Source organism: Aquitalea palustris, assembly GCF_003693445.1.
Lineage (GTDB): Bacteria > Pseudomonadota > Gammaproteobacteria > Burkholderiales > Chromobacteriaceae > Aquitalea > Aquitalea palustris.
In genome coordinates this window covers 21,778-44,134 of sequence record NZ_RFAR01000030.1, presented here as the reverse complement: position 1 = coordinate 44,134, position 22,357 = coordinate 21,778, and the positions used below count along the sequence as shown (strand labels likewise).

Here is a 22,357-nt window from a genome sequence, read left to right as displayed (position 1 = left end):
CTGCGCAGCTTGCCGCATTCGGAATGAACACCAAATTTAGTCATGATCAAACTCCTTCAATGTGTGGTAGGGGAGTCGGGGAGCGCCTGGTAGGCGCTCCTCAATAAACAGTTGTTGTCTTTAGAGGGTGAGCTGACCGGTAAACAGTTCGTAGGTGGCGATGGCACCCAGTACCACGATGATGGCGGCCAGTACGGCTTCAGCACCCTTGAACGGCTTCTCGCCATGTTCTTTCTTGGCCCACAGGTAGAACAGCAGGCCCGGGGCATACAGCACCATCGACAGGAACAGATACTTCACACCAGCGGCGTAGATCAGCCATACACCGTACACACTGGCGATACCGGCAATACTCAGGTCACGACCCTTGCTTTCACCTGCTTGGTAACCTTCGCCACGCTGGGCCACCATGAAGGAGTACACAGAGCACAGCAGGTAAGGAATCAGAATCATCGAGGTCGCCAGCGACAGCAGTGCCAGGTAACCGGCCGAGCTGAACAGGGTGATGACCAGGAACAGCTGGATCAGGCCGTTGGTCAGCCACAGCGAGGCAGCAGGCGAACCATTGGCATTGGTGGTGCCGAAAATGCGCGGCATCACGCCATCTTTACCAGCCAGGTAGGGTGCTTCAGCGGCCAGCAGGGTCCAGGCCAGCAGCGCGCCACCGACAGAGATCACCAGACCAGCGTTCATGATGTTGGCACCCCAGGGGCCAATCGCCTTTTCCAGTACATAAGCGGTGGACGGGTTCTTCAGTGCAGCCAGTTCCGGCTGGGTCATCACACCCAGTGCCAGTACCGATACGGCAACCAGCAGGGCGATGGTCAGCAGGAAACCCACTACAGTAGCCTTGCCCACATCACTCATCTTCTCGGCACGGCCCGAGAACATCGAGGCCCCTTCGATACCGATGAACACCCACACGGTCACCAGCATGGTGCTCTTCACCTGATCGACGATGGAACCCAGTTTCGGATTGCCCCAGAAGTCCAGATTGAAGGTGTCAATCTTGAAGGCAAACACCACCAGTACGATGAACAGCGCCAGCGGTACCAGTTTGGCAATGGTGGTGATGGTGTTGATGAACGCCGCACCATGTACGCCGCGCAATACCAGGAAATGCAGGCCCCATAACAGGACAGAGGCACAGATGATGGCCGTCGGCGTGTTGCCGTCACCAAAGGCATGGAACCAGAAGCCCAGTGCCGAGAACATCACGACAAAGTAGGAAACATTACCGATCCAGGCCGAAATCCAGTAACCCCAGGCCGAGTTGAAGCCCATGTAGTCACCGAAACCGGCGCGGGCATAACCATAAACCCCGCCTTCTACCTCCGGTTTGCGGTTGGCCAGCATCTGGAAGGCAAATGCCAGCGTCAGCATGCCCAGAAAGGTAATGGCCCAACCGATGATGATGGCGCCTGCTCCTGCGCCTGCCGCCATGTTCTGCGGTAGCGAGAAGATGCCGCCGCCTATCATGGAACCCACTACCAGTGCGGTCAGTGCGCCCAGTTTCAGTTTGGGTGCTCCGCCACCTTGTACTTCCGTTTCAGTGGACATTTTCGTTCTCCGTGAAATACATTAACCTGAAAACTATCTGTATATTATTAATTTCTTATTCGTTGATGTAATGATAATGACGAGACACAGCAGATTCCAGAAACGTCAAACACATGTTTGATCAGGATCAAATGGGCAGAGCGGGCAAATCCTGGCTGGTAGTAGGGGTAACGAGGAGGTTATAGGTGGCAGCGGGAAGATATCCCAATAGAATTTTTAAATTCGTAGCGGACAAACATTCACAAAAACTAAGTTAAATCATTTTTACAAATAATCGCAGGCAAAAAAAATGGATACGGCCCACCACCGTATCCACCAACACACACATCAAGAGGAAATCTAGACACCAATCAACATCAGGCCAGCTCAGTCATTGGGGCCGGCGTTTTTCACTTTGCGGCTGATAACGAAGATCACACCGCACACTACAACCGTGGCAAACACGATGGTCGCCAATCCCAGTACGCCGACATCGTCGGATAGAAGTTGTCCCAGCAGTTCCATCTTCCACTCCTCTAGCTGGCGGTATGCCGCCTTGATTGATTAGTCGATAGTCATAATAGCCATACTCAAAATAGGGATGTTGATGCAGGTCAAAAATACGCCTGCCGGGCCGAATGCTGGCCATAAATGTGGCAATTGAGATGATGACAGGCAGAATGCTGCCATCAGTACAGATCGGGTTTGCAAATGAAAAACCCCTGCATGCAGGGGTTTCGTGGTGTTGCTATTGCCGGCTTGCTTACTTGCCGCCAGCCATGTCCTTGGACAGGAAAAAGGCATCCGAGAAGAATTCGTCTTCCGGCAGCTTGCGTTCCTGAATGAAGCTGCGATGGGCGGACTCCACCATCACCGGTGCGCCGCAGGCATACACCTGATAGCCGGACAGATCATCAAAGTCGTCCAGCACCGCCTGGTGTACAAAGCCGGTACGGCCCTGCCAGGCATCTTCCGGCAAGGCTTCGGACAACACCGGTATCACCGTGATATTGGCATGCTGGGCCTGCCAGCTGGCAGCCAGTTCGGCCATGTACAGATCGGCCTTGGTCCGGGCGCCCCAGTACAGCACCATCTGCCGCTGGATGCCGTGATGGATGGCATGCTCGATAATGCCCTTGACCGGGGCAAAGCCGGTGCCACTGGCTACCAGAATAATCGGTTTGTCCGACTCTTCGCGCAGGAAGAAGGAACCCAACGGGCCCTTGAAGCGCATGATCTCGCGCTCCTTCATCTGGCTGAAGACGTATTCCGAGAAGCTGCCGCCCGGCTGATGGCGGATGTGCAATTCGAGGAAGGCATCGTCATGCGGCGCATTGGCGATGGAGAAACTGCGCTTCTTGCCGTCCTTCATCAGGATGTCGATGTACTGGCCGGCGCGGAACTGCAGACGCTCCGATACCGGCAGCTTCAGCTTGAGCACCGCCACATCATGCATTTTCACCATGCTTTCCACGCGGCACGGCAAGGTCTTGATCTGGATATCACCGGCACCGGCCACTTCACGGGCTTCGATGGTGATATCGCCTTGCGGACGGGCACAGCAGAACAGGGCCATACCCTGCACGCGTTCGCTTTCCGGCAGGGCTTTTTCCTGATAGCCATCCTGGCTCACGTCGCCTTCCAGCACTTTGCCCTTGCAGGCGCCACAGGCACCATCGCGGCAGCCATAAGGCAGGCCGACATTCTGGCGCAAAGCCGCTTCCAGAATGGTTTCATGCGCTTCAACACTGAACGTATGCCCACTCGGGAGCACTTTGACCTGGGAACTCATTGGGTACCTTTATTCCAAATCTGGGTAATATGCTGCCTATGCGTACATTATTGATTGCAGGTCTGGGCGATGTCGCCCGGCGCGCTCTGCCCGAGCTGGTCCGGCACTGGCGCGTTTTCGCCATTGCCCACCATCCGGCCGCAGCCGAGGCAGCACGCCAGGGCGGCGCCCTCCCCATCATGGCCAATCTGGACTGCCAGGAAAGCCTGCGCCGCATGGCGGGACTGGCCGATGACGTCTGGATTACCGCCCCGCCTCCCGCCAGCGGCCTGCGCGACAATCGCACGCGCAAGTTGTTGTACGCACTGGCAAAAGCCGACAGGATACCACAGCGTATTAGCTATATCAGCACTACTGGCGTGTATGGAAATGGGGACGGAGCCTGGCTCGACGAGTGCTCAGCGCTACACGCGCAGACCGAGCGCGCCCGGCGTCGGGTCGATGCCGAAAGCACACTGCGCGACTTTGCCTGCCGCCATGGCTGTCAGCTGAATATCTTGCGCGCACCGGGCATTTACGCGCTGGAACGTCTGCCACTGACCCGCCTGCTGCAAGGCACCCCGCTGATCCTGCCGGCGGAAGACAGCTATAGCAACCATATCCATGCCGATGATCTGGCGCGCTTGTGCATTGCCAGCCTGCAACAGCAACGGGGCGGCATCCGGGTATTCAATGCCTGCGATGACGAACCACTGACCATCACCGACTGGTATGCCATGCTGGCCGAGGCACTGGCACTGCCCATACCGCCACAACTGAGCCGTGCCGAAGTCCGGCAGCAGGTCAGCCCTGCCTTGTGGTCGTATATGGCGGAATCGCGGCGCATCCGCAATGTGCGCCTGGCGGAGCTGGGCGTCGCACTACGCTACCCCACGGCGCGGGAATTTGTCGCGCAACTGGCGGCAAATCCAGCCTGGCAAGCCGTGGCACTCGCTAAGGCAGGCAAGATTCGGTAACATGCGCGTCTTCCCGCAATTATCTGTTTGAATCACATGGAAAATCCGGCATTCGGGCGCGCCATCAGAAGCTTTGTGCTGCGTCAGGGACATCTCTCGGCAGGCCAGCAACGCGCCATGGACGAAGGCATGCCCAAATGGGGCATCGACTATCAGGCGGAAGCCATCGATCTGCAGCAGGCTTTTGGCCGCCAGGCACCCAAGATTCTGGAAATCGGCTTTGGCATGGGTGGGGCAACGGCGGAAATCGCTGCGGCCAACCCCGAGCGCGACTATCTGGGCGTGGAAGTGCATTCGCCGGGCGTGGGCAATCTGTGCAAGCTGATTGCCGAAAAGGAGTTGAGCAATCTGCGCATCATCCGCCACGATGCGGTGGAAGTGCTGGACCACATGCTGGCCGATGGCTGCCTGGATGGAGTCCATATTTTCTTCCCCGATCCCTGGCACAAAAAACGCCACAACAAGCGCCGGCTGATCCAGGCGCCGCTAGTGGAAAAACTGGTGAAAAAGCTGAAGCCGGGTGGCTATCTGCACGCTGCCACCGACTGGGAAGACTACGCCATCCAGATCATGGAAGTGTTCAGCGCCAATGGCGATCTGGCCAATAGCGCTGACGGCTATGCGCCGCGCCCAGACTATCGTCCGCTCACCAAGTTTGAAGCTCGCGGCATCAAGCTGGGGCACGGCGTGTGGGACATCATCTTCCGCCGTAAATAAACCATGGCGGGCATCAGCCGCTGGCTGCTGCCCGTTTCAGCAGGTTCTCGATATCCTCCCGCAGTTCATGCGGTTCCACCGCCGGCTCGTAGCGCTTCACCACCCTGCCCTGCCCATCTACCAGAAACTTGGTGAAATTCCACTTAACCGGGTGCGGGTGCGGCGTATCAGCCTGGGTCAGCCAGCGCCACAACGGGTCGGCCTGCGCACCGTTGACCTCGACCTTGGCCAATACCGGAAAGCCAACGGCAAAACGGCTGCTGCAAAAATCCGCAATATCCTGATCGCTACCCGGCTCCTGCCCGCCAAACTGGTTGCAGGGAAAGGCCAGCACGCTCAGCCCAGCGGCTGACAGCTCTGCATGCAGCTGCTGCAGTCCGGCATATTGCCGGGTATAGCCACATTCGCTGGCTGTGTTCACCAGCAAAACCACTCGACCTTGCAGACTGGACAGGGGTAATGGGCTACCCGAGGTGGTCAGGGCCGAGAATGCGTAAAGCGTGGTCATGGCTATCTCCCTTCCGTATAATCCTGGCTTATCCGAGAAACGTACTCAGGTATTGCACATGCTGTTTTCACCCAGCCGCCAGGATGCGCGCGGCTTCTTCTTCGACACCTGGAAAAAGCACCAGAATGGTGTGGTATTGACCGATCTGGAAAAGATCGTGCTTCCCATTCTTATAGACCACCCTGAGTACCACTCCATCCTGAATCATCCGGAAAAATATCTGGAACAGGAATGGACCCCGGAAATGGGCGAGACCAACCCCTTCCTGCATCTGGGCCTGCACGTGGCTATCGAGGAACAACGCTCGATTGACCAGCCCTTCGGCATCCGCTCACTGTATGCGCAGCTTGCCTTGCGCCATGATGACGAGCACCGCGCCCAGCACGAGATGATGGAATGCCTGGGTGAAATGATCTGGCATGCGCAGCGTTACGGTGGCGGCCCGGATGTGAACCGCTATATTTCCTGCGTGCGCGGCAAACTGGGCATGGGCGAGGAAGAACGCCCGCGTATCAATCCCAACGACATTCCGGACTGAACGGTCCGCCCTGACACTCCCCGGTGCTAGCCGCTTTTGCTGGCAGCGCAGCCCGCTGTGGACAAAAAAAGCGCCGTGGAAGACAGAGCAACCACGGCGGATCAAGCGGGGCAGCCTGAACCCGTCTCGGGCCCAGACCACTTAATACTATGCCTTAATTCAATCATTAACAATATTTTAAGCAATGCCAAAGGCATTATCAGACAGGATCAGCATTGCTATTTTAATATTTTTTCTGATTAAACAATATTTAACAAGAAGTCAGGTTTGGCCAAGCGCCAGTGCCTGGCTCACACCAGCCGGTTTTCTGCCCGGCCTGCCACATAGGCGGCAATATTGTCGGCCAGCTGCTGCGCCAACCGCTGCATGGCCTGCTGGCTGGCCCAGCCGATATGGGGCGTCACGATCAAATGCGGCAGACGGGCCTTGAGCAGCGGATTACCCTGCGTCGGCGGCTCGGTACTCAGCACATCAAAACCGGCACCTCCCAGCTGACCGTACTTCAAGGCGGCAACCAGCGCCTCTTCATCCACCAGCCCACCGCGCGCGGTATTGATCAGGATGGCCCCCGGCTTCATCGCCATCAATTCGTCCTGGGCAATCATGTTGCGGGTGTCATCATTGAGCGGACAGTGCAGGGACAGCACATCGGACGTTGCCAGCAAGTCGGCAAAGCTGACATAGCCTTCACGCACCACGCTCGCCCCTTTGCGCTCACCAAACTGCACCCGCATGCCAAAGGCGCGCGCGCGCTCAGCCAAAGCCTGACCGATGCCGCCAGCGCCGAAAATCCCCAGTGTGGCACCTTTCAGATCGCGGATTGGCGCACCAAAATGGCAGAATTGCTGCGCCTGCTCCCACACCCCGGCGGCCACATCACGCTGATAGGCCGGCAGGTTTTTCACCAGCGCCAGCATCAGCGTGAAGGCATGTTCGGCCACGGTTTCATCGCCATAGTGGCGAATGTTGGCCACAGCGATACCGCGCTCACGACAGCATGCCAGGTCGACATGGTTGTAGCCGGTCGCGGCAATGGCCAGCATTTTCACGCCAGGCAGTTGCTGCAGGGTTTCACGGGTGAAGGCCACCTTGTTGGTAATAACGATGTCGGCATCACCAACATTCCGGATAATCTGCTCCGGGGTGGTAGCGGCAATTTCGCGGTAGGCATGCTCAAACGGAAAAACGGGAACCGGGACAGGCAGGCTGTCCCGGTCGAGGAATACGATGGATGGGTGGGTCATCGGTCAGGCATCAGCTTTCATAAGTGATCATGGCGCGGTAGGCATGCCAGCTGGCCAGTCCAAGCAGCGGCATGATGATGATCAGGCCGATGAAATAGGTGGCAAAACCCACGGCAGTAAGGATCACAATCATAGCGGCCCATACTGTCATCGTCAGCAGATTCTTGTATACCGCCTGCAGGCTGTTGACCATGGCTGTCACCGTATCAACCTCCTTGTCCAGCAGCATGGGGATGGCCACCACACTGAGTGCGAACACCGTCGCCGCAAACAGGAAACCAACACCAAAATAGGCCAGCAGGAAAGGCAGGTTGGCGGGCAGCATGGCATTGGCGAGCAGCTCGTCCAGACTCGGCAGGGCTGCCGTGTCGTAGAACAAGGCAAACAGCAGCAAAGACACGCGGAACCAGCCAAACACCAGCACCGCCAGCAAGGCGGCAAACAGGGTGAAGCCCGGCAGATTAGCTTTCCAGGCAGTCATGCTGTGCCACAGGCTGACGCGCTGCGGTGCACGCACCTCCTCGTGCTGGCGCGCCAGGTCATACAGGCCGATGGCCAGAAAAGGCCCGCCAAGCAAGAACAGTGTGCTGAGCGTCAGTACAAACTGCGGCGCGCTATCGAAATAGCTGATCAGCAGATAGCCCATCAGCACAAAAGCGGCGCCGTAAAACAGGGCATCGGCAGGCGCTTTGCGCAGGTCGTTCAGGCCTTGGCGCAGCCAGAACAGTGGTTGGGTAACGGATACATGGTGAACAACCGGGTGCTCCCGGGACGTGCCGTGGGTAATGTCCATGACGAATCCCCTTCTGGTGGTGGGTGGGTAAACCAGACAGTTAATTTCTTTATAAGCCATTGATTGTAAAATACAAATACAATATGACGATCCAGCAGCCATACAAGCAGGTGAATGGTACAATTTCGCCCTGCTTGAACCAGATACAAGGACTACGACAAGATGAGCGCATTGATCATTGAAGACCTGACCGTCGGCGAAGGTGCCGAAGCCGTTGCCGGTGAAGAAGTCACCGTGCACTACACCGGCTGGCTGACCAATGGCAGCAAGTTCGACTCCAGCAAGGATCGCTATCAGCCCTTCAGCTTCCCGCTGGGAGCCGGCCATGTCATCAAGGGCTGGGATCAGGGTGTTGTCGGCATGAAGGTGGGTGGCAAGCGCAAGCTGACCATTCCGCCGGAACTGGGCTATGGTGCACGCGGCGCCGGCGGCGTGATTCCGCCGAATGCCACCCTGGTATTCGAAGTGGAATTGCTGCAGGTGGGTTGATTCTGGCCCGAAAAAAAAGCCACCGTCAGGTGGCTTTTTTCATGCTCGGCAAGCTATTTTTTCAGTTCGGAAGCAGCACAGCACTTTTTGCGGCGGCACAGATAAACAATGAGCAGCACCGTCAGCAGCACACCGACTGCCGAGAGAATGCCCACTTGGCCGCGATGCACCATGTGCATCAGCCATTCGCGCTGGGTGGCGCCGTAGTGGCCCAGATACACCCAGACAGGTACGGAAATCAGTGCGGCAAAGCCATCCATCAGCAGAAAACGCCAGTAGGGCACGCGCCGGGTCATGCCGGCAGTGATGAAGATGGGCGAACGCAGGCCGGGCAGAAAGCGGGCAACGAACAGCACCCAGGTGCCATACTTTTCAAACTTTTCCTGTACAGCCTCGAAACGCTCCTGCGTCAGGATGCGCGCAATCGGCCGGAAGCGCTGAACCTTGTGCCCATAAAAGCGGCCGGCTGCAAACATGATGCCATCGCCCGCCAGCACGCCGGCCATCCCCACCAGGAACATGATGTCCACATCGGCATAACCCAGGCCGGAAATGATGCCACCGGCGACCAGAGTGATGTCCTCCGGAATCGGAATGCCAAACCCACACACCAGCAATACGGTAAAGACAGCCACATAACCGTAACCGGTAAAGAAATCGAGAAGTATCTGCAGTATGTCCATAGTGCTCCGCCGACCGGCGCGGTCTTGTCCTGACACAAGATTTGGCCGCGGGCTGATTGTCCGAGTGCATGATCGGGCGCTTATAATAGCACACCTCGACCTTATCCTTTCTTGACATGACACGCCCTATACGGGTGGAAATCAATCATTCCGCCCTGCGCCATAATTATTTACAATCCCGCAAACAAACCTCAGGCCGCCGTGCCCTGGCCGTGATCAAGGCGGATGCCTATGGCCATGGCAGTCTGGGCTGTGCACAGGCTCTGGCCGACATGGCCGATGGCTTTGCCTTGCTCAACATCGAAGATGCCATCGCTCTGCGCCAGGCAGGTATCCAGCAAGACATCATCCTGCTGGAAGGCCCTTTCGACCGTGCCGAAGTCGAAGCCATGGCCACATATCGCATTGGCGGCGCCATTCACTCCCCTCACCAGATTGCCTGGCTGCGCGAAGGTTCCCTGCCCGGCCCTGTCGAGGTATGGCTCAAGATCAATAGCGGCATGAACCGGCTGGGCTTTCGCCCGGAGCAAGTCGCCGCCACGCTGGCCCGTCTGCAGTCCCTGCCCCAGGTCCACACCAGCACCATCATGACCCACTTTGCCACCGCAGATGATGCCCGTGGCGTAGCCGCGCAATGGCAGGCCTTTGCCCCAGTAGCAGCAGCCAGTGGCCTGGCGGTCAGCGCTGCCAATTCGGCAGCGGTATTCCGCCATCCGCAAACCCATGGCGATGTGGTACGGCCGGGCATCACGCTGTATGGCTGCTCGCCCTTTGCCGAATGTCACGGTGCTGCGCTGGGTCTGCAAACCACCATGACACTGAGTGCCGACATCATCGCCACCCAGCAGCTGCAAGCCGGCGATACCGTGGGCTACGGGCTGAACTTCCGCGCGGAGCACGCCATGCGCATCGGCATCGTCGCCTGTGGCTATGCAGACGGCTATCCGCGCATTGCCGCCAATGGCACACCGGTGATGGTGGCCGACCAGCGCAGCGCCACCGTGGGGCGAGTATCCATGGACATGCTGGCCATCGATCTCAGCCACCTCCCCGCTGCCGATATCGGTAGCCGGGTGGAGCTGTGGGGGCCGAATGTGGCAATTGAAGAAGTGGCTGCCGCAGCCGGCACCATCGGCTATGAGTTGATGTGTGCCATTGCCCCCCGGGTGCCACGCCAGTTGATCTGAACTACCCGAACTGATCGCTGCTGCCCATAAAAAAAGCCGCTGCATCGGGCAGCGGCTTTTTCTTGCACTCGGACGGAATCAGGCCACGCGCTCGATGGTGGCAGCAATGTCTCTTGCCCACTTTTCCGACAAGCTACGGTCGCTGGCCTCCACCATCACCCGCACCACCGGCTCGGTGCCGGAGGGACGCAATACCACGCGCCCCACACCGACCAGCGCGGCTTCGGCAGCGGCCAGCGCTTCGGCAGAAGCGGCTTTCCAGTCGCAGCCATTGTGGCGGACATTGATCATGGTTTGCGGGAATGGCGTCCAGTCGTTACAGGCTTCTTCCATGCTGATGCCCAGTTCGGCCAGGCTGGCCAGCACCTGCAGGCTGGAGATGATGCCGTCGCCGGTAGTGTGCTTGTCCAGACACAGGATGTGGCCAGAGGCCTCGCCGCCTACCTGCCAGCCATGGGCATGCAGCATTTCCAGCACGTAGCGGTCACCCACCTTGGCACGGCCAAAAGCCACACCCAGCTTGTTCAGGGCCAGCTCCATCGCCATATTGGTCATCACGGTGCCGACCACGCCGCCCTTGAGCTCACCGCGTGCGGCACGGGCTTTGGCGATGATGTAGATCAGCTGGTCACCGTCATACACCTTGCCGTTGCGATCCACCATGATCAGCCGGTCGCCGTCGCCATCCAGTGAAATACCGAAATCGGCATGGTGTTCCAGCACGGCGACTTGCAGGGTCTTGGGATAGGTCGCGCCCACCTTGTCATTGATGTTGTAACCATCCGGCTCGCCACCAATGACCACCACTTCGGCACCCAGTTCGTGAAACACCTTGGGCGCGATATGGTAGGTGGCACCATTGGCGCAATCCACCACCAGTTTGAGCTGCTTGAGGTCGCGCTCGCCCGGGAAGGTGCTCTTGCAGAACTCGATATAACGTTCGGCCGCACCGGAAATACGCCGGGCACGCCCCAGCTCCACCGAGCCATTGGTGGTCATCGCTTGTTCCAGCATGGCCTCGATTTCCAGCTCCAGCGTGTCATCCAGCTTTTTGCCACCTTCGGCAAAAAACTTGATGCCATTATCCTGATACGGGTTATGCGAGGCCGAAATCACCACCCCGGCCTCCAGCCGCAACGCACGGGTCAGATAGGCAATGCCCGGAGTCGGCAGCGGCCCGGTCAGCAGCACATTGACACCGGCAGCGGTAAAGCCGGCCTGCAGCGCCGCCTCCAGCATATAACCGGAAATCCGGGTGTCCTTGCCAATCAGCACGGTGGGGCGATGCGCCTTGTCATGATCCACCAGCACCCGACCGGCGGCATGGCCCAGCTTGAGAACAAAATCCGGCGTAATGGGAAACTGCCCTACTTCGCCACGCACACCATCCGTTCCAAAATATTTGCGACTCATCTCATTATCCTAATCACGTTGCCGCCACTTGGCTGGCAGCGCATAACAGCAAAATGGCCCCTGCGGGAGTAATGCATTGTACCTGTGCCCCAAGCTGCTTGGCAGCTGTCGCACCGCAAAACGCTGCGGGTCTGCCGGCTGGCATCAGCCGGCATAGGCTTGCATGGCACGCCATACCTGCAGGGCCTGATGACTGGCCTTGACATCGTGTACCCGTACTATCCTGGCACCCTGCTGCAAGGACAGCAGCGCTACGGCCAGGCTGGCTCCCAGCCGCTCGGCGGGAACGGCCTCGCCGGTAATCGCACCCAGCATGGATTTGCGCGACAGACCAACCAGTACCGGAAGACGGCTGATGGCTTCGATGCGACGCAGGCCTGCCAGTAGCTGCAAATTGTGCTCCAGCGTTTTGCCAAAACCAAAACCGGGATCGATCAGCAGGCGGGCATCGGTAATGCCGGCAGCGCGGCATAGCTCAACCCGGCGCAGCAGGTACTGCCCCACCTCTTCAACCACATCCTGATACGCCGGGGCCTGCTGCATGGTGTCGGGGTTGCCCTGCTTGTGCATCAGGCACAGCGCTACATTCGATGCAGTCACCGCCTCCACCGCGCCCTCATCTTCCAGCGCGGAAACATCATTGATCAGATCCACCGCGCCCAGTTGCAAGGCGGCGCGCATCACGGCGGTACGGCGGGTATCCAGCGACAGGGGAGCGCCTATCTCCTTGAGCTTCTCCAGTACCGGCATGACCCGGTCCAGCTCTTGCTGCACACTGACTTCCGGCGCACCGGGACGGGTGGATTCGCCACCGATGTCCAGAATGGCCGCACCGTCTGCCAGCATGCTTTCGGCACGTTGCAGCGCACTATCCAGGGTATTGAAGCGACCACCATCGGAAAACGAATCCGGCGTGACATTGAGGATGCCCATGATCATGGGCTGGGTCAGATCGAGCTGAAAACGCCCGCATTCAAGCAATTGCATGGAAAATATCTGCCTGATAAATGCAAAACAGGGCGACAGCCTAAGCTGCCGCCCTGCAAAAACCGGTGATCAGAGTTCCTGAGCCGGCGTCGATGTCGCTGCTGCCGGGCTGGCTTCCGCCGGCTTGTCTTCCGGCTTGGCAGGGAAACCGCTGCCCGGTTTGGGCGGACGCGGCGGCTTGCCATCCATGATGTCGTTGATCTGCTCGGCATCGATGGTTTCCCACTCCAGCAGGGCGGCGGTCATGGCTTCCACCTTGTCGCGATTGTCTTCCAGCAGACGGCGGGCCAGCCCGTACTGCTCGTCGATAATGCGGCGGATTTCCATATCCACTTGCTGCATGGTGGCTTCGGACAGGTTCTTGTGCGTGGTGATGGAACGACCCAGGAACACTTCGCCTTCGTTGTCGCCATACACCATCGGACCGAGCTTGTCGGACATGCCGTAGCGGGTCACCATGTCGCGCGCCATTTGCGTGGCACGTTCGAAGTCGTTGGAAGCACCGGTGGTCATCTGATTCATGAACAGCTCTTCGGCAATACGACCGCCGAACAGAATGGCCAGTCGGTCCATCAGGTAGCCGCGATCATAGGCAAAGCGGTCCTGCTCCGGCAACTGCATGGTCACACCCAGCGCACGGCCGCGCGGAATGATGGTGACCTTGTGTACCGGATCAGACTTGGGCAACAGCTTGGCGACAACGGCATGACCGGATTCGTGATAAGCCGTATTGCGCTTTTCCTCCTCCGACATCACCATGCTGCGGCGCTCGGCACCCATCATGATCTTGTCCTTGGCCGACTCGAAATCCACCATGTCCACCAGGCGCTTGGCGCGACGGGCAGCAAACAGCGCAGCCTCGTTCACCAGGTTGGCCAGATCAGCACCGGAGAAACCCGGCGTGCCACGTGCGATGACTGAAGGTTCCACATCGGCAGCAATCGGCACCTTGCGCATGTGCACGGACAGGATCTGTTCGCGACCACGGATATCCGGCAGCGGCACCACCACCTGGCGGTCGAAACGGCCCGGACGCTGCAGGGCGGGGTCGAGTACGTCAGGACGGTTGGTCGCAGCGATCACGATGACAGTGGTGTTGGTTTCGAAACCATCCATCTCCACCAGCAGCTGGTTCAGCGTCTGTTCGCGTTCATCGTTGCCACCGCCCAGACCAGCACCACGCTGGCGGCCAACAGCATCGATTTCATCAATGAAGATGATGCACGGCGAATTCTTTTTCGCCTGCTCGAACATGTCGCGGACACGGGCAGCACCCACGCCGACAAACATTTCCACAAAGTCCGAACCAGAGATGCTGAAGAACGGCACCTTGGCTTCGCCGGCAATCGCCTTGGCCAACAGCGTTTTACCGGTACCCGGCGAGCCACACAGCAGGATGCCGCGCGGAATGCGGCCACCCAGGCTCTGGTAGCGGGACGGATCACGCAGGTAATCGACGATTTCCTTTACTTCTTCCTTGGCTTCATCGCAGCCGGCCACATCCGCAAAGGTTACGGTATTGGTGTCCTGATCCAGCATGCGCGCCTTGCTCTTGCCGAAGGAGAAAGCACCGCCCTTGCCGCCGCCCTGCATCTGGCGCATGAAGAAAACCCACACGCCAATCAGCAACAGCATCGGGAACCAGCTGATGAAGATGCTCATCAGCATGGACGGTTCTTCTTCCGGCTTGGCGGAGAAGCGTACATTGTTCTTGATCAGGTCTTCGACCAGTTGCGGGTCGTACGGAGCGTAGGTGGCAAATGCCGAACCGTCAGTCCGCTTGCCCTTCAGCCACTGGCCACGCAGGGGATGGCCCTCAATGCTCAGGGATTGCACCTTGCCGGATTCGACATCGCTGATGAATTGCGAGTACTCGATCTGGTTCTGGGCGTCCTGGCGTTTGTTGAACTGATTGAATACTGTCATCAGTACCAAACCGATGATGACCCAGATGGCTATATTTTTGCCGATATTGTTCACGAGTAGCGGACTCCTCTGTGCCCTGACTTTGCGGTTGCGTATTTCATTGGTATGGATTGTAAACCCCGGGGGGTTGTATGTCAGCGTCGGCCCTTGCCCAGCAAGTAAATTTCGCTGGAACGATCGCGCGAGGCCTTGGGTTTGCGGGTGACCACCTCTTCGAACAGCTCGCGCATGGCCTGGAGGTAGGACTGGAAATCACTGCCCTGGAACACTTTGACGAGAAAACTGCCGCCGGGTTTCAGGTGATCGCGCGCAAATTCCAGCGCCAGCTCACACAGGAGAAAACTTCTGGCCTGATCCATGGCGCTCATTCCTGAGATATTGGGTGCCATATCGGAAATTACAAGGTCCAGCGCACGACCATCCAGCAGGTCGACAAACTGCTGCAGAATTTCTTCTTCACGAAAATCGCCCTGGATGAATTCCACATCGGCAATCGGATTCATCGGCAGAATATCCAGTGCAAACACCTTGCCCTGCTCGCCAACGATACGGGCGGCCACTTGCGACCAGCTGCCTGGCGCGCTCCCCAGGTCGGCCAGCACGGTACCTGGGCGTATCAGTTTGTCTTTTTCGTTGATTTCCAGCAGCTTGTACGCTGCTCTTGCCCGATAACCGTCTTTCTTGGCCATCTGTACATACTGGTCGTTAACATGTTCGCGCAGCCAGGTATTGCTGCTGGTACTTCTTGCCATGGGTAGCTTTCTGCCAATCTCGTCCAGCATAGCCGGTGGGCTATCCTGTTGTTTTTCAGTCTGTTTGTGGCCAGAGTTTGGGCAAAGGGCCAAACTCTAGTAGAATCCCGTTTTGCTTTGAAACCAAGCCTGTCCAATGAAAATCGAACTGCAACCTTTCCAGCGCCAACACCTCAAGGGTCTGGCCCAGACACTCAACCCGGTCGTGATGATCGGCAATAATGGTCTGAGCGACTCCGTACTGCGCGAAATCGCCATCAGCCTGGATGCCCACGAGCTGATCAAGATCCGCGTTCAGGGTGATGACCGCGTTGCCCGCGTCGCTCTGTACGAGCAGATTTGCGATGAACTCGGCGCTGCGCCGGTACAGCATATCGGCAAACTGCTGGTGCTGTGGCGTCCCAGCGACAAGCAGCGCATCGTGCTGCCGAAAAACAAAAAGGCACTGAAACTGGCGTCGCAATCCTGAGCCAGCTCTTGGCCGGTATAGCAAAAGCGGTGGGACTCCACCGCTTTTATTTTGTCCCGGCCATGCTTGTGGTCAGCTTCGTTCAGTCACTACGCAGGATGTAAGCCAGGCCCATCAGGCTTTGCACCAGATAGATCAGGCTGGAAATGGCATGCCAGGTGGCAAAGCCACCGCCAAACAGCCCTTCCGCCGCATGGTTCATCTGCAACTTCAGCTCGGCGATGATGGGAGTGACGGCAAAGTGGTTGATGACAGTGCACAGCAGCATGCCGACGATCAGCCAGAAGCTGCTTTCCTTCATGCCGCGCACGCCGTTGCGCCAGATATTGTCCACCAGCAGAAACACCCCGCACACCAGACCGACCCATGCAATGGCGGCAAACAGCTTGCCGGCCACCATGCCTGCGGTCACCGTGTCCAGCATCTTGAACAGCACCGGCGTGACAATCAGGCCGATGACCCACAGCCCGCCTATCCAGAAGGTTCTGGTAATCGCTCGCAATCCGTCCATGCGTGCTCCCTGACTCCACAGCAAAAACGCGCGAAAGCGCGCGTTTGATCTGACAGTTTTAGATGTACTTGACGTCTAGCACTTCGTATTCGCGGATGCCGCCCGGAGCCAGTACCTCGGCCACGTCGCCGGCTTCCTTGCCGATCAGCGCACGGGCAATCGGCGAATTGACCGATACCTTGCAGACCTTGATGTCGGCTTCATCGTCGCCCACGATCTGGTAGGTGACCTTGTCTTCGGTTTCCAGATCCATCAGTTCGACCGTGGCACCAAACACCACGCGACCATCCGCATCCAGCTCGGCCGGATTGATGATGATTGCATTGGAAATCTTGCCTTCGAGATCGGCAATACGGCCTTCGACGAAGCCTTGGCGTTCCTTGGCGGCGTCGTATTCGGCGTTTTCCGACAGGTCGCCATGCGAACGCGCCTCGGCAATCGCTTCAATAACCGCCGGACGTTCCACGCTCTTCAGGCGTTGCAGTTCTTCCTTGAGAAGCTCGGCGCCACGCAGAGTCAACGGGACTTTGTTCATTCGGGTGTTCTCCTGAGGCGGTACCCCGCCGTCATCAAAAACACAAGCCGCCGTACGAGACGGCGGCTTGGGTGTTGCGGGTTCAATAGCTAGATTGTAACGGCAAATCGCTTGCGGTTCAAAGCTTCAACGCAGAACTTGTCCCTTAGCTTCCAGCTGGCAACAAGATTAGTGCTTGATGGAGGCGTGCAGTTCCTGAACGCTGTAAACATCAAACTCTTCCACATGCGCCATACCCACACACACGGCCTTGGCACCAGCCAGGGTAGTGTATTGCGGAATACGCGCCTGCAGTGCGCTGCGACGGATGGAGTGGCTGTCCTGAATGGCCTGGCGCTTTTCATCCACGGTATTGACCAGCACGTCGATTTCGCCGTTCTTGATCATGTCGACGATGTGCGGACGGCCTTCGTTCACCTTGTTGACCACCTGCACCACGATGCCGGCTTCGGCCAGGGTCTTGGCCGTGCCACGGGTGGCACATACACCAAAGCCCAGACGTTGCAGTTCGCGTGCCACATCAACCGCGCCATTCTTGTCGGACTGGCGTACCGACAGGAATACCTTGCCAGTGCGCGGCAGCTTGTCGCCGGCAGCCAGCTGGCTCTTGACGAAGGCTTCGGCAAAGCTCTTGCCTACGCCCATCACTTCGCCAGTGGACTTCATTTCCGGCCCCAGGATGGTGTCGACGCCAGGGAACTTGATGAAGGGGAATACCGCTTCCTTCACCGCGTAGTACGGCGGGATCACTTCCTTGGTGAAGCCTTGTTCGGCCAGGCTGATGCCGGCCATGGCGCGGGCAGCGATCTTGGCCAGCGATGCACCGGTCACCTTGGAGACAAACGGCACGGTACGCGAGGCACGCGGGTTCACTTCCAGCACGTAGATGGTGTCACCCTGGATGGCGAACTGTACGTTCATCAAGCCGACCACATTCAGCGCACGCGCCATGGCTTCGGTCTGGCGACGGATTTCGTCCTGTACGGCCGGGAAGAGGCTGTACGGCGGCAGCGAGCAAGCGGAGTCTCCGGAGTGCACACCAGCCTGTTCGATATGCTGCATGATGCCGCCGATGACGACATCCTTGCCGTCGGAGATGCAATCCACATCGACTTCGATGGCGTCGTTGAGGAAGTGATCCAGCAGTACCGGGCTGTCGTTGGACACCTTCACCGCTTCGCGCATGTAGCGCTCGAGGTCGGCCGGCTCGTGCACGATTTCCATCGCACGGCCGCCCAGTACGTAAGACGGGCGCACCACCAGCGGATAGCCGATTTCTTCAGCCAGCTTCATGGCATCGGCCGGGGTGCGGGCGGTGCGGTTCGGCGGCTGCTTCAGGCCCAGATCGTGCAGCAGCTTCTGGAAGCGCTCACGGTCTTCGGCAGCGTCGATCATGTCCGGGCTGGTGCCGATAATTGGCACACCATTGGCTTCCAGCGCACGCGCCAGCTTCAGCGGCGTCTGGCCGCCGTACTGTACGATCACGCCGAACGGTTTTTCGATGCGGCAGATTTCCAGTACGTCTTCCAGCGTCAGCGGCTCGAAGTACAGGCGGTCGGAAGTGTCGTAGTCGGTCGATACGGTTTCCGGGTTGCAGTTGACCATGATGGTCTCGAAACCGGATTCACGCAGCGCCAGTGCGGCATGCACGCAGCAGTAGTCGAATTCGATACCCTGACCGATACGGTTAGGGCCGCCACCCAGTACCATGACCTTCTTGCGGTCGGACGGGTTGGCTTCGCACTCTTCTTCGTAGCTGGAGTACATATAGGCGGTGGAGGTGGCAAACTCGGCCGCGCAGGTATCCACACGCTTGTAGACCGGATGCAGGCCCAGTGCCCAGCGCTTGGCACGCACTGCAGCCTGGTCGGTATTCAGCAGCTCGCCCAGACGACGGTCGGAGAAGCCCTTGCGCTTCAGGCGACGCAGCTCGTCAAAGCCCAGCTCTTCCACCTTGCGGCCGGCCAGGGCTTTTTCTTCGCCCACGATGTCTTCGATCTGCGCCAGGAACCACGGGTCGATCTTGCTCAGGGCAAACACGTCGTCACGGCTCATGCCCACGCGGAAGGCGTCGGCCACGTACAGGATGCGTTCCGGTCCCGGGGTGCTGACTTCGTGACGGATGGTTTCTTCGTTGCTGGTTACCGAGTTGAAGCCGGACAGGCCGGTTTCCAGGCCACGCAGCGCCTTGTGCATGGATTCCTGCAGGGTGCGGCCCATGGCCATCACTTCGCCCACCGACTTCATCTGGGTGGTCAGGCGGTTATCGGCCTGCGGGAATTTTTCGAAGGCAAAACGCGGAATCTTGGTGACCACGTAGTCGATGGACGGTTCGAACGAAGCCGGGGTCGCGCCGCCGGTGATGTCGTTCTTCAGTTCGTCCAGGGTGTAACCCACGGCCAGCTTGGCAGCGACCTTGGCAATCGGGAAGCCGGTGGCCTTGGAAGCCAGCGCCGAGGAACGCGACACACGCGGGTTCATCTCGATCACGATCATTTCGCCGTTCACCGGGTTGGTGGCGAACTGCACGTTGGAGCCACCGGTGTCCACGCCGATTTCACGGAGTACCGCAATCGATGCATTACGCATGATCTGGTATTCCTTGTCGGTGAGGGTTTGTGCCGGGGCCACGGTGATGGAGTCACCGGTGTGCACGCCCATCGGGTCGAAGTTCTCGATGGAGCAGATGATGATGCAGTTGTCATTTTTGTCGCGCACCACTTCCATTTCGTACTCTTTCCAGCCGAGTACGGACTGCTCGATCAGCAGTTCATGGGTGGGGGACGCTTCAAAGCCGCGCTCGCAGATCGCCAGGAATTCTTCCTTGTTGTAGGCGATACCACCACCGGAGCCGCCCATGGTGAAGGACGGGCGGATCAGCGTGGGGTAACCCACCTTGGATTGCGCTTCCAGCGATTCTTCCATGCTGTGGCAAACGAAAGACAGCGGGCAGGACAGGCCGATCTTGGCCATGGCTTCCTTGAAGCGGCCACGGTCTTCTGCCTTGTCGATGGCGTCTTCGGTGGCACCGATCAGCTCGACATTGTACTTTTCCAGCACGCCGTGCTTGGCCAAGTCCAGCGCACAGTTCAGTGCGGTCTGACCGCCCATGGTCGGCAGGATGGCGTCCGGACGTTCCTTGGCAATGATTTTTTCCAGAACAGGCCAGGTAATGGGTTCGATGTAGGTGACATCGGCCATGTTCGGGTCGGTCATGATGGTGGCCGGATTGGAGTTCACCAGAATGACTTTGTAACCTTCTTCACGCAGGGCCTTGCAGGCCTGGGCGCCGGAGTAGTCAAACTCGCAGGCCTGGCCAATCACAATGGGGCCAGCGCCGATGATGAGAATACTCTTGAGGTCGGTACGTTTCGGCATGTTATCGCTCAGTCAATTTCAATTGTTCAGTTCAGGCTGGCTGCCGCCAGTTTGGCCCCGAAGCCCAGAAACAGCGCGCCCACTCCGCCAGACATGGCAGAGGACAGTTTGCGGCGGCGGCGGAAGGCTTCGGCCAGTCTTGCTCCGGACACGATGATGGTGGCCAGATAGAGGGCGCTGCAGCATTGCAGCAAGCCGCCCAGCACAAGAAAGGTCAGCACCGGGTGCGGATAGGCCGGGTCGACGAATTGCACGAAGAAGGACACGAAGAACAAGATGGCCTTGGGGTTCATCAGGCTGATGACCAGCGCCTTGACGAAGGGACGGCTGGCGTCCACTTCGCGCTGTGCTTGCGGCGCAGCGTCTTCCGTACGGGAAGTGCTGCGCCAGGCACGCCAGGCGCCACGCAGCATCTGCAGGCCCAGCCAGGTCAGGTAAGCACCACCGGCATACTTGACCATGGCAAACAGGGCCGGATTGGCCTTGAGCACCCCTGCCGCCCCTGTGGCGGCCAGCGTCATCAGGATGGCATCACCGGCAAATACCCCGCAAGCCCCCACAAAGCCGCGGCGGATGCCGCGCTGTGCCGCCACCGACAGCACATACATGGAGTTGGGGCCTGGCAGCAGCACGATGATGATGGTGCCGATCAGGTAGGTGGTGATATCGGTAATGCCCAGCATGCTTGTTCTCCGTTCTGGTCCGTTTACTTCGCCTGGCTCATCGCCGTGATGAAGCGGTCAAACAGATAGGCCACATCTTCCGGGCCCGGGCTTGCTTCCGGGTGACCCTGGAAGGAGAAGGCCGGACGGTCGGTCAGTGCAATGCCCTGTACAGTCTGGTCGAACAGGCTGCGATGGGTCACGCGCACATTGGCCGGCAGGGTGGATTCATCCACCTGGAAGCCGTGGTTCTGGCTGGTGATCATCACGCGGCCGCTGTCCAGATCCTGCACAGGATGGTTGGCACCGTGGTGGCCGAACTTCATCTTGCTGGTCTTGGCACCAGTGGCCAGACCCAGCAGCTGATGACCCAGGCAGATACCGAATACCGGCAGGCGGGTGTCCAGGATTTCGCGGATAGCGGTGATGGCGTAGTCACACGGCTCCGGATCACCAGGGCCGTTGGACAGGAACACGCCATCCGGCTGCAGCGCCAGCACGTCCTTGGCCGGAGTCTGCGCCGGCACCACGGTCAGCTTGCAGCCGCGTTCGGCCAGCATGCGCAGGATGTTGTGCTTCACGCCGAAGTCGTAAGCCACCACGTGGAACTGAGTCTCGGCCTGTTCGCTGTAGCCGCTGCCCAGTTTCCATTCGCCCAGCTTCCACTGGTAGGATTCGGTGCAGCTGACCACCTTGGCCAGATCCTGACCGGCCATGGAACCGAAACCGCGTGCCAGTTCCAGTGCGCGGGCTTCGTCCAGATCGGCACCGGCCATGATGCAGCCGGCCTGAGCGCCTTTTTCGCGCAGAATGCGGGTGAGGCGACGGGTGTCGATATCGGCAATGGCCACGACATTGTTCTTGGCCAGGTAGTCGGACAGCGAATCTTCGGCGCGGAAGTTGCTGTGCAGCAGCGGCAGATCACGAATGATCAGACCGGATGCGAAAACGGCGCGGGATTCGGTATCTTCCGAATTCGCGCCGACATTACCGATATGGGGATAAGTCAGGGTGACGATTTGTTTGGTGTAGGAGGGATCGGTGAGGATTTCCTGATACCCGGTCATGGCGGTATTGAATACCACTTCGCCGACCGTATGGCCGGTGGCTCCGATGGCACTGCCCTTGAAGAGGGTACCGTCAGCCAAGACGAGGATCGCTGGTACGGTTGACACTGACTAGCTCCTGTTGCGTTTCGCTTGTATGTTTTTGCGGATTTTTATGTGAATAACGGGACACGACGTTTTGCGCCTGTCCCGTTTGGTTAAACCTTACCAT

22 protein-coding genes are annotated in these 22,357 nt (G+C 58.7%); 6 read left to right on the top strand and 16 right to left on the bottom strand.

Going from position 1 to position 22,357, the window contains the following annotated elements; genetic code table 11:
• Positions 1-120: 120 nt before the first annotated feature.
• From arcD to EAY64_RS08715, 3 genes are all read right to left on the bottom strand, one after another.
• Positions 121-1,560, bottom strand: coding sequence for an arginine-ornithine antiporter (arcD, locus tag EAY64_RS08725; RefSeq protein ID WP_103524380.1), 1,440 nt, complete (start codon positions 1,558-1,560; stop codon positions 121-123).
• A gap of 366 nt (positions 1,561-1,926) precedes the next feature.
• Positions 1,927-2,064, bottom strand: a complete 138-nt coding sequence (locus EAY64_RS08720) for a DUF3149 domain-containing protein (protein WP_082086308.1) — start codon at positions 2,062-2,064, stop codon at positions 1,927-1,929.
• Between the two features lie 238 nt (positions 2,065-2,302).
• Positions 2,303-3,331, bottom strand: a complete 1,029-nt coding sequence (locus tag EAY64_RS08715) for a CDP-6-deoxy-delta-3,4-glucoseen reductase (RefSeq protein ID WP_103524379.1) — start codon at positions 3,329-3,331, stop codon at positions 2,303-2,305.
• A gap of 38 nt (positions 3,332-3,369) precedes the next feature.
• Between EAY64_RS08715 and EAY64_RS08710 the strand changes: the two genes are divergently transcribed.
• Both EAY64_RS08710 and trmB read left to right on the top strand, forming a co-directional pair.
• Positions 3,370-4,287: a Rossmann-fold NAD(P)-binding domain-containing protein gene (locus EAY64_RS08710; protein ID WP_103524378.1), complete on the top strand. Its 918-nt coding sequence runs from the start codon at positions 3,370-3,372 to the stop codon at positions 4,285-4,287.
• Positions 4,288-4,323: 36 nt separating this feature from the next.
• The gene (gene trmB, locus EAY64_RS08705) at positions 4,324-5,004 is read left to right on the top strand and encodes a tRNA (guanosine(46)-N7)-methyltransferase TrmB (protein WP_103524377.1); all 681 of its coding nucleotides are present in this window, start codon (positions 4,324-4,326) and stop codon (positions 5,002-5,004) included.
• A gap of 13 nt (positions 5,005-5,017) precedes the next feature.
• Here trmB and EAY64_RS08700 read toward each other — a convergent pair whose 3' ends face one another.
• Positions 5,018-5,512, bottom strand: coding sequence for a glutathione peroxidase (locus EAY64_RS08700; protein ID WP_103524376.1), 495 nt, complete (start codon positions 5,510-5,512; stop codon positions 5,018-5,020).
• A gap of 58 nt (positions 5,513-5,570) precedes the next feature.
• Here EAY64_RS08700 and EAY64_RS08695 point away from each other — a divergent pair, with 58 nt between their 5' ends.
• Positions 5,571-6,050 (top strand): DUF1841 family protein, encoded by a 480-nt coding sequence (locus tag EAY64_RS08695; protein ID WP_199734418.1) that lies wholly within the window; start codon positions 5,571-5,573, stop codon positions 6,048-6,050.
• A gap of 290 nt (positions 6,051-6,340) precedes the next feature.
• Here EAY64_RS08695 and EAY64_RS08690 read toward each other — a convergent pair whose 3' ends face one another.
• Together EAY64_RS08690 and EAY64_RS08685 are read right to left on the bottom strand one after the other, a co-directional pair.
• On the bottom strand, positions 6,341-7,294 hold the full coding sequence (locus EAY64_RS08690) for a D-2-hydroxyacid dehydrogenase (protein ID WP_103524375.1): 954 nt from the start codon (positions 7,292-7,294) through the stop codon (positions 6,341-6,343).
• 10 nt (positions 7,295-7,304) lie between these two features.
• Positions 7,305-8,087 (bottom strand): DUF2189 domain-containing protein, encoded by a 783-nt coding sequence (locus EAY64_RS08685; RefSeq protein WP_103524374.1) that lies wholly within the window; start codon positions 8,085-8,087, stop codon positions 7,305-7,307.
• Positions 8,088-8,249: 162 nt separating this feature from the next.
• Here EAY64_RS08685 and EAY64_RS08680 point away from each other — a divergent pair, with 162 nt between their 5' ends.
• Positions 8,250-8,576: an FKBP-type peptidyl-prolyl cis-trans isomerase gene (locus EAY64_RS08680; RefSeq protein WP_059286051.1), complete on the top strand. Its 327-nt coding sequence runs from the start codon at positions 8,250-8,252 to the stop codon at positions 8,574-8,576.
• Between the two features lie 53 nt (positions 8,577-8,629).
• Here EAY64_RS08680 and EAY64_RS08675 read toward each other — a convergent pair whose 3' ends face one another.
• On the bottom strand, positions 8,630-9,259 hold the full coding sequence (locus tag EAY64_RS08675; RefSeq protein WP_103524373.1) for a DedA family protein: 630 nt from the start codon (positions 9,257-9,259) through the stop codon (positions 8,630-8,632).
• 116 nt (positions 9,260-9,375) lie between these two features.
• On the opposite strand from EAY64_RS08675, the gene alr reads away from it, so the two are divergent.
• Positions 9,376-10,446, top strand: a complete 1,071-nt coding sequence (alr, locus tag EAY64_RS08670; RefSeq protein ID WP_103524372.1) for an alanine racemase — start codon at positions 9,376-9,378, stop codon at positions 10,444-10,446.
• Between the two features lie 78 nt (positions 10,447-10,524).
• Here the strand turns inward: alr and glmM are convergent, their stop codons facing one another.
• The 4 genes from glmM to rlmE all read right to left on the bottom strand — a co-directional run bounded on the left by glmM (position 10,525) and on the right by rlmE (position 15,524).
• A complete protein-coding gene (glmM, locus tag EAY64_RS08665; RefSeq protein WP_103524371.1) occupies positions 10,525-11,859 on the bottom strand; it encodes a phosphoglucosamine mutase in 1,335 nt (444 codons plus the stop codon).
• Positions 11,860-12,003: 144 nt separating this feature from the next.
• Positions 12,004-12,846 carry a dihydropteroate synthase gene (gene folP, locus EAY64_RS08660; protein WP_103524370.1) on the bottom strand — a complete coding sequence of 281 codons (843 nt, stop codon included), beginning with the start codon at positions 12,844-12,846 and terminating at the stop codon, positions 12,004-12,006.
• A gap of 69 nt (positions 12,847-12,915) precedes the next feature.
• Complete coding sequence (ftsH, locus tag EAY64_RS08655) at positions 12,916-14,826, bottom strand: ATP-dependent zinc metalloprotease FtsH (protein ID WP_103524369.1); 1,911 nt, start codon at positions 14,824-14,826, stop codon at positions 12,916-12,918.
• An 80-nt stretch (positions 14,827-14,906) separates the two neighbouring features.
• A complete protein-coding gene (rlmE, locus tag EAY64_RS08650) occupies positions 14,907-15,524 on the bottom strand; it encodes a 23S rRNA (uridine(2552)-2'-O)-methyltransferase RlmE (protein WP_103524383.1) in 618 nt (205 codons plus the stop codon).
• A gap of 136 nt (positions 15,525-15,660) precedes the next feature.
• Here rlmE and EAY64_RS08645 point away from each other — a divergent pair, with 136 nt between their 5' ends.
• Complete coding sequence (locus tag EAY64_RS08645; RefSeq protein ID WP_103524368.1) at positions 15,661-15,993, top strand: YhbY family RNA-binding protein; 333 nt, start codon at positions 15,661-15,663, stop codon at positions 15,991-15,993.
• 82 nt (positions 15,994-16,075) lie between these two features.
• On the opposite strand, the gene EAY64_RS08640 is transcribed toward EAY64_RS08645, so the two are convergent.
• The 5 genes from EAY64_RS08640 to carA form a co-directional block, all read right to left on the bottom strand.
• Complete coding sequence (locus tag EAY64_RS08640) at positions 16,076-16,504, bottom strand: DUF4149 domain-containing protein (RefSeq protein ID WP_103524367.1); 429 nt, start codon at positions 16,502-16,504, stop codon at positions 16,076-16,078.
• Positions 16,505-16,562: 58 nt separating this feature from the next.
• Positions 16,563-17,039 (bottom strand): transcription elongation factor GreA, encoded by a 477-nt coding sequence (gene greA, locus EAY64_RS08635; protein ID WP_103524366.1) that lies wholly within the window; start codon positions 17,037-17,039, stop codon positions 16,563-16,565.
• Between the two features lie 168 nt (positions 17,040-17,207).
• Positions 17,208-20,417, bottom strand: a complete 3,210-nt coding sequence (carB, locus tag EAY64_RS08630; protein ID WP_103524365.1) for a carbamoyl-phosphate synthase large subunit — start codon at positions 20,415-20,417, stop codon at positions 17,208-17,210.
• 26 nt (positions 20,418-20,443) lie between these two features.
• A complete protein-coding gene (gene leuE / locus EAY64_RS08625) occupies positions 20,444-21,100 on the bottom strand; it encodes a leucine efflux protein LeuE (RefSeq protein WP_103524364.1) in 657 nt (218 codons plus the stop codon).
• A gap of 23 nt (positions 21,101-21,123) precedes the next feature.
• Entirely contained in the window at positions 21,124-22,254 is a 1,131-nt protein-coding gene (gene carA / locus EAY64_RS08620) for a glutamine-hydrolyzing carbamoyl-phosphate synthase small subunit (RefSeq protein WP_103524363.1), read from the bottom strand.
• Between the last annotated feature and the right edge of the window lie 103 nt (positions 22,255-22,357).

Coding starts and splice junctions, on each gene's coding strand:
- arcD (WP_103524380.1), bottom strand. CDS start 1,560: ATGTCCACTGAAACGGAAGTACAAGGTGGCGGAGCACCCAAACTGAAA.
- leuE (WP_103524364.1), bottom strand. CDS start 21,100: ATGCTGGGCATTACCGATATCACCACCTACCTGATCGGCACCATCATC.
- EAY64_RS08675 (WP_103524373.1), bottom strand. CDS start 9,259: ATGGACATACTGCAGATACTTCTCGATTTCTTTACCGGTTACGGTTAT.
- glmM (WP_103524371.1), bottom strand. CDS start 11,859: ATGAGTCGCAAATATTTTGGAACGGATGGTGTGCGTGGCGAAGTAGGG.
- EAY64_RS08680 (WP_059286051.1), top strand. CDS start 8,250: ATGAGCGCATTGATCATTGAAGACCTGACCGTCGGCGAAGGTGCCGAA.
- EAY64_RS08645 (WP_103524368.1), top strand. CDS start 15,661: ATGAAAATCGAACTGCAACCTTTCCAGCGCCAACACCTCAAGGGTCTG.
- trmB (WP_103524377.1), top strand. CDS start 4,324: ATGGAAAATCCGGCATTCGGGCGCGCCATCAGAAGCTTTGTGCTGCGT.
- EAY64_RS08715 (WP_103524379.1), bottom strand. CDS start 3,331: ATGAGTTCCCAGGTCAAAGTGCTCCCGAGTGGGCATACGTTCAGTGTT.
- EAY64_RS08690 (WP_103524375.1), bottom strand. CDS start 7,294: ATGACCCACCCATCCATCGTATTCCTCGACCGGGACAGCCTGCCTGTC.
- EAY64_RS08640 (WP_103524367.1), bottom strand. CDS start 16,504: ATGGACGGATTGCGAGCGATTACCAGAACCTTCTGGATAGGCGGGCTG.
- EAY64_RS08720 (WP_082086308.1), bottom strand. CDS start 2,064: ATGGAACTGCTGGGACAACTTCTATCCGACGATGTCGGCGTACTGGGA.
- EAY64_RS08700 (WP_103524376.1), bottom strand. CDS start 5,512: ATGACCACGCTTTACGCATTCTCGGCCCTGACCACCTCGGGTAGCCCA.
- EAY64_RS08695 (WP_199734418.1), top strand. CDS start 5,571: ATGCTGTTTTCACCCAGCCGCCAGGATGCGCGCGGCTTCTTCTTCGAC.
- EAY64_RS08685 (WP_103524374.1), bottom strand. CDS start 8,087: ATGGACATTACCCACGGCACGTCCCGGGAGCACCCGGTTGTTCACCAT.
- rlmE (WP_103524383.1), bottom strand. CDS start 15,524: ATGGCAAGAAGTACCAGCAGCAATACCTGGCTGCGCGAACATGTTAAC.
- greA (WP_103524366.1), bottom strand. CDS start 17,039: ATGAACAAAGTCCCGTTGACTCTGCGTGGCGCCGAGCTTCTCAAGGAA.
- folP (WP_103524370.1), bottom strand. CDS start 12,846: ATGCAATTGCTTGAATGCGGGCGTTTTCAGCTCGATCTGACCCAGCCC.
- EAY64_RS08710 (WP_103524378.1), top strand. CDS start 3,370: ATGCGTACATTATTGATTGCAGGTCTGGGCGATGTCGCCCGGCGCGCT.
- alr (WP_103524372.1), top strand. CDS start 9,376: ATGACACGCCCTATACGGGTGGAAATCAATCATTCCGCCCTGCGCCAT.
- carB (WP_103524365.1), bottom strand. CDS start 20,417: ATGCCGAAACGTACCGACCTCAAGAGTATTCTCATCATCGGCGCTGGC.